At 48.4% G+C, this 4,321-nt stretch carries 3 protein-coding genes; all 3 read right to left on the reverse strand.

Features of this window, described 5'->3' with window-relative positions:
- Window positions 1-4 precede the first annotated feature (4 nt).
- The 3 genes from HF312_21235 to HF312_21245 are packed head-to-tail and all read right to left on the reverse strand — an operon-like array spanning window position 5 to window position 4,296.
- Complete coding sequence (locus HF312_21235; protein ID MCU7522740.1) at window positions 5-808, reverse strand: hypothetical protein; 804 nt, start codon at window positions 806-808, stop codon at window positions 5-7.
- A gap of 12 nt (window positions 809-820) precedes the next feature.
- Window positions 821-3,721, reverse strand: a complete 2,901-nt coding sequence (locus tag HF312_21240; GenBank protein MCU7522741.1) for a hypothetical protein — start codon at window positions 3,719-3,721, stop codon at window positions 821-823.
- Window positions 3,709-4,296, reverse strand: a complete 588-nt coding sequence (locus tag HF312_21245) for a DUF2815 family protein (protein ID MCU7522742.1) — start codon at window positions 4,294-4,296, stop codon at window positions 3,709-3,711. The genes HF312_21240 and HF312_21245 overlap by 13 nt, the downstream gene beginning before the upstream one ends.
- Window positions 4,297-4,321 lie beyond the last annotated feature (25 nt).

The following is a 4,321-nucleotide window of genomic DNA, read 5'->3' on the forward strand; positions in this document are numbered from 1 at the left end:
CATATTAGGCTCCTTTCTTGTATCTGATATGGAATTTTGGTTTTTGAATTGAATTGGTACAATAATTGATAATTGTCTGATATGACACCTTCAGCTTCTCGGCTGCCTCCCAGGCTGAATCAAAGGTCTCTATGACCAGGCCGGCATCGTTCAGCAGTTGGATCTGTTTTGGTCTTCTGGTGGTGTATCCATAGAGCTGCAGTGCTTCTTTCCGGCTGATCCATCTGAGGTTTGAGGCTTTGCAGTTCTCCGGGTTGCCGTCGATGTTGTATACCCAGTTGCATCCCGGGATCTTCGGAACGAATGCTTCAGCAACCGCCTTGGCTAGATTGGTATCATGACCGGCGATCCTCACGGTGAGGAAGTTATACTCACTGCCGGCCCGCTTAGCCTGCTTGAGCTGTACGCTTAGCAGGTAATGGTTGCCGTTTTTCATCAGCTTCCGGGCCCGGCCCAGAGAACTTATCTGGTACCTCGGGCTTTCCGGAGTGGGCTTCCAGGTTTCGTTGATGGTGTATTTTCCGGCGATCACGCCATCCCACATCGCTTCATGGTCAGGCGTGCGGCCGATTTTCTTGAGGAGAGCTTCCCGGGCGTTGTACATGTCAGTATAGGACCTTGCCCGCTTAATGGCTTCCACGGCTTCCGAGATGGCATCCTGAAATCTGTCAGCGTAACGATCCCGGCACTGCTTTTTGATTTCATCTGCAGTCAGGCCTTTTTTCAAAAGAACCAGGACGAAAGACAAGCTGTAGCCGTTATCCATGCACCAGGATCGTGCTGTTTTTCCGTCAATGAAATATTTCATCTATGCGCCTCCTTAATCTTTTAAGTAGTATTTGGTTTGGTAGGCATCAGCTCTAAGGATGAGGCCCTTTTGCCAGTCATACTGTTTGGCCATCAGGTCGGATATCAGTTTCATGTCTGCGTCTTTTGTGGCATCGTCAACGCTTATGATTACCTCGTCATGCACATGGAAAAGCGGTGTATAACCATTGGCATCCAGTGCGAGCATTGCCCATCCGAGACAGTCACGAGCCACAGCCTGGCAGATGTTTTCGGTAATCTTACCGCCATAGGTTGAGGTCGTCTCCCATTTGCCTGTCTGCTGATTTTGTCCTTGATAACGGATCTCCTGTCGGAAGCCTACTTTAACCACGACTGCATCCTTGTAGGCGAGCTGACGTCCACTCGGCAGCTTGATGAAGAGCGTGTCACTGATCATCTGAAATTCAATTCCGTGAGGAACCTTGACAACGAAGCCCGGGCTCATGATGGCGCTTTTCATTGCGTCTTCCACAGTTCCCCAGTACCTGACAATGTTCGGATTGGCCTCACGCCATGAGTTGACCAGGTTTTGGACCTCGGCATCACTTAGGCCCATGTCCTTGGCGCCCATGCGCTCGTAAGCTCCGGCGCCGCCTTGGTAGCCACAGTTGTGTACTAGCACCCCAGATGCCGTATAACAATTTCGTGGTCCGCAATTTAATATGTCATAGACTCTAACTTTTCTTGAATTGCTTTCCAGTTCTTTGTTTTCTTTTCCACTGCAGTTTTTGCTTCTTGAATAATCTCTTCTCGGGTTTTTCCCGCAGACAGTTTTCTGGTTACAACACTTCGCGCATAGGGCCAAGCTTTTGGATCCCAATGTGGAAGAACGGTTACATTCCGATTTGATAAGTTCACTTCTTTTGGAACAAATCGAAGGTTCCCTTTTTCGTAATGGCCATTGTTGTCTATCCGGTCTAATTCCAAAGAGCGGTCTAGGTTGTAATTCGCCAGTTCCATCAGATACAGGCAAGCTTCTTGAACGCTTCGGAAATTGAACTTGATACCCCGCCCCCCGTAAATGCCATAATTCCTGCATTTTGGATTCGTGCATCGTTGCTTTGCTGCAGAAGCCCTCTTGTAAAGCCATGGAGGAGCTAGTTTCGGTTGTGAACATCTTTGACAACCTTTGCTTCGACCACGTGTTAAATTTCCCAAAAGGGTCCACTGTTTTGAATGACAATGGATGCATTCTGTCAATACGCAACAGTCGGTCCAGCCCCTTATGTATCGTCTCTCTGAGCTGATTATTTTTACATTTCCATAGATCATGCCAATTTGGCTTTGATTTTGCGAGACGTGATCCGCTTTCGGCGGCTTGTCCCATTGGTATTGGGTAATCTTCCCCCTCGACCCATACGAGATGATCTTTGGTTGCGGTAAGTCCATCATAAGTTATTACCTCCTTGATTCCTTTGTAGATTACGCCATCATGTTTTACAAATTGGTCACCGTCCCACAGAAGCATATCTGTAGTAATGTGTTCTATAGGCACTAAACCTTTGTTTGTGGTGATAAGTGTTCCTTCGGCTATACAAGCAAGTTCTGAAACTTTACCTTTTTTCCGGTAAGGCGATTCCTTTGTGATCTGTTCGATCGGGATTTTAAACATCTTGCTTGCGGTCGCCTCGTAAATCTTGCCGTGGGTGGCGAAGACGTCCAGTCTCCACTGTTCATCCGCAAGCCATGATAGCACTCTGGCTTCGATGGCAGAGTAGTCAGCAACCGTAAAGGTTCGACCAGGTTCGGAGATAAGAGCTGTACGGACCAATTGGCTGAAGACTTCGGTGGGAGAGTCATAGAGCATCTCAAGCAGCTCGAAGTTATCATCCATCACGATGGACCGCGCAGTGTCTATATCTTTCATCTTGTTCTGTGGAAGATTTTGCGGTTGGAAGATCCGTCCGCTCCAGCGCCCGCTCCGGTTTGCTCCGTAGAACATAAGTGTCCCGCGGATCCGTGTGTCATGGCACATTGAGCGGTTGAGAGCTTCATACTTTTCAACAGATGTCTTTCCGAGTTCTTGATAAATTCTTAAAAATTCCAATACTTCTTTATCTGCTACGGTTTTGACAAGGTCCTTGACGGCATCCTTGTCCAGGCTAGGGGACGAAAAACCCCGGCTGGCTAACCATCTTCTTACTTGAGGTATGCTTCCGGGGTTGTCAATGCCGCTTATCTCAATAGCCCTTTGGATAAGCCGGTCTTTATGATCTGCGTAAAAATTAATGATGTTATCAACGAGTTGTTTTTCAACCAGCACGCCATGGTCGTTTATCTTCTGGTCGAGATCCCACAGATGCTCCTCCACCTGTGTGGTCTTTGGGTATGCTGAAAGTTTTTCTAATATGGCTCTTTCGGTGACTACGTCCTGTTTGTTGTAGGCTTTGAACAAATCCCACTTGGCCATGTCATGACGCGGATAGTTCCTGGTGCGTCCGCCATTGGCTTTTGTAGGTGAGCAAGGTTTGCAGAAGTAATTGATCAGTGCTTTGCCTTCGCGCATCTTCTTTTCATCCTCGCCAAGGTCTAGCACTTCGCCTACATCTTCAAGACTTCTTGGCAGTCCCAGCGTTGCCGCTCGTACCGCTGAGCACTCCCATTGCTCCGGCGGCATAGGCACTCCGAGGCACTTGGCAAAGCAGGTGCGCTCGAAGTTTGCGTTATGCGCTGTTTTGAGCCATGCGGGGTTCGTCAGGGCTTCCTTCAGCCACTGTGGCAATGATTCTCCTTGTGCCAGGTCGATCACTTCTACGGGCTGATTGTCGATTGCATAGCCGATGAGAAGGATCTCGAAGCTCGGGTCATCCACATAACGGTAAGCCCCGCATGTCTTTATATCGACCTCACTGTACGACTCGATGTCGACGTGGAGTCTTCTTATTTCATCCAATCCGGAAGGTCTCCTGCAGATGCAGTAGCGGCGAAGTCATTTTCAGGAGTTGAGCGTCCGCCAAGAGGATCTCCGTCTTCAAGCTTCTGGATGTTGTTGAGACCTGCAGCAATGCCCTTGTTCACACCTTTATCGAAGGCATAAAAGTTAATTGATACACGGCCGTAACATCCGGAATAGAGCTCATCCTGGTTGATGATTGTTTGAATGTTGGCATCTACGACGCCTGGCTTGGTGGTGCTTGATGCATTGATGAAGTAACTGCCGGCATAGGCATCATCATCTTCACGTTCTTTGTCGCCATCGCGGAGCGGGGTCTTCAGGTTGCTTGGAACCTTGCCACCCCATTTGGCTTTGCCTTGTTCGATGGCTGCACTGATTGCGGTTACGATCTTGTCAACATCCGGGTTCTTCTTTCCGTTGACAAGCTTCGGGATGATGATGGATGCAGAATACTTTTTCTCAGAGCCTTCGTCTACAGCTGCAGGTTCCCATACGTGCAGGTAGCTGAGTCTGACTTTGTCGGTAACAATCTTTGTTGCGACGTTTGGATTTGGTTTTTGGTTTTGTGACATTTTGATTTCTCCTTCTTTTCCTTCA

The sequence above is a fragment of the Ignavibacteria bacterium genome (assembly GCA_025612375.1).
Classification (GTDB): Bacteria; Bacteroidota; Ignavibacteria; order Ignavibacteriales; family SURF-24; genus JAAXKN01.

Bases quoted from the DNA above. Each gene is read 5' to 3' on its own strand.
- HF312_21235 (MCU7522740.1), bottom strand. From the start codon at position 808: ATGAAATATTTCATTGACGGAAAAACAGCACGATCCTGGTGCATGGAT.
- HF312_21245 (MCU7522742.1), bottom strand. From the start codon at position 4,296: ATGTCACAAAACCAAAAACCAAATCCAAACGTCGCAACAAAGATTGTT.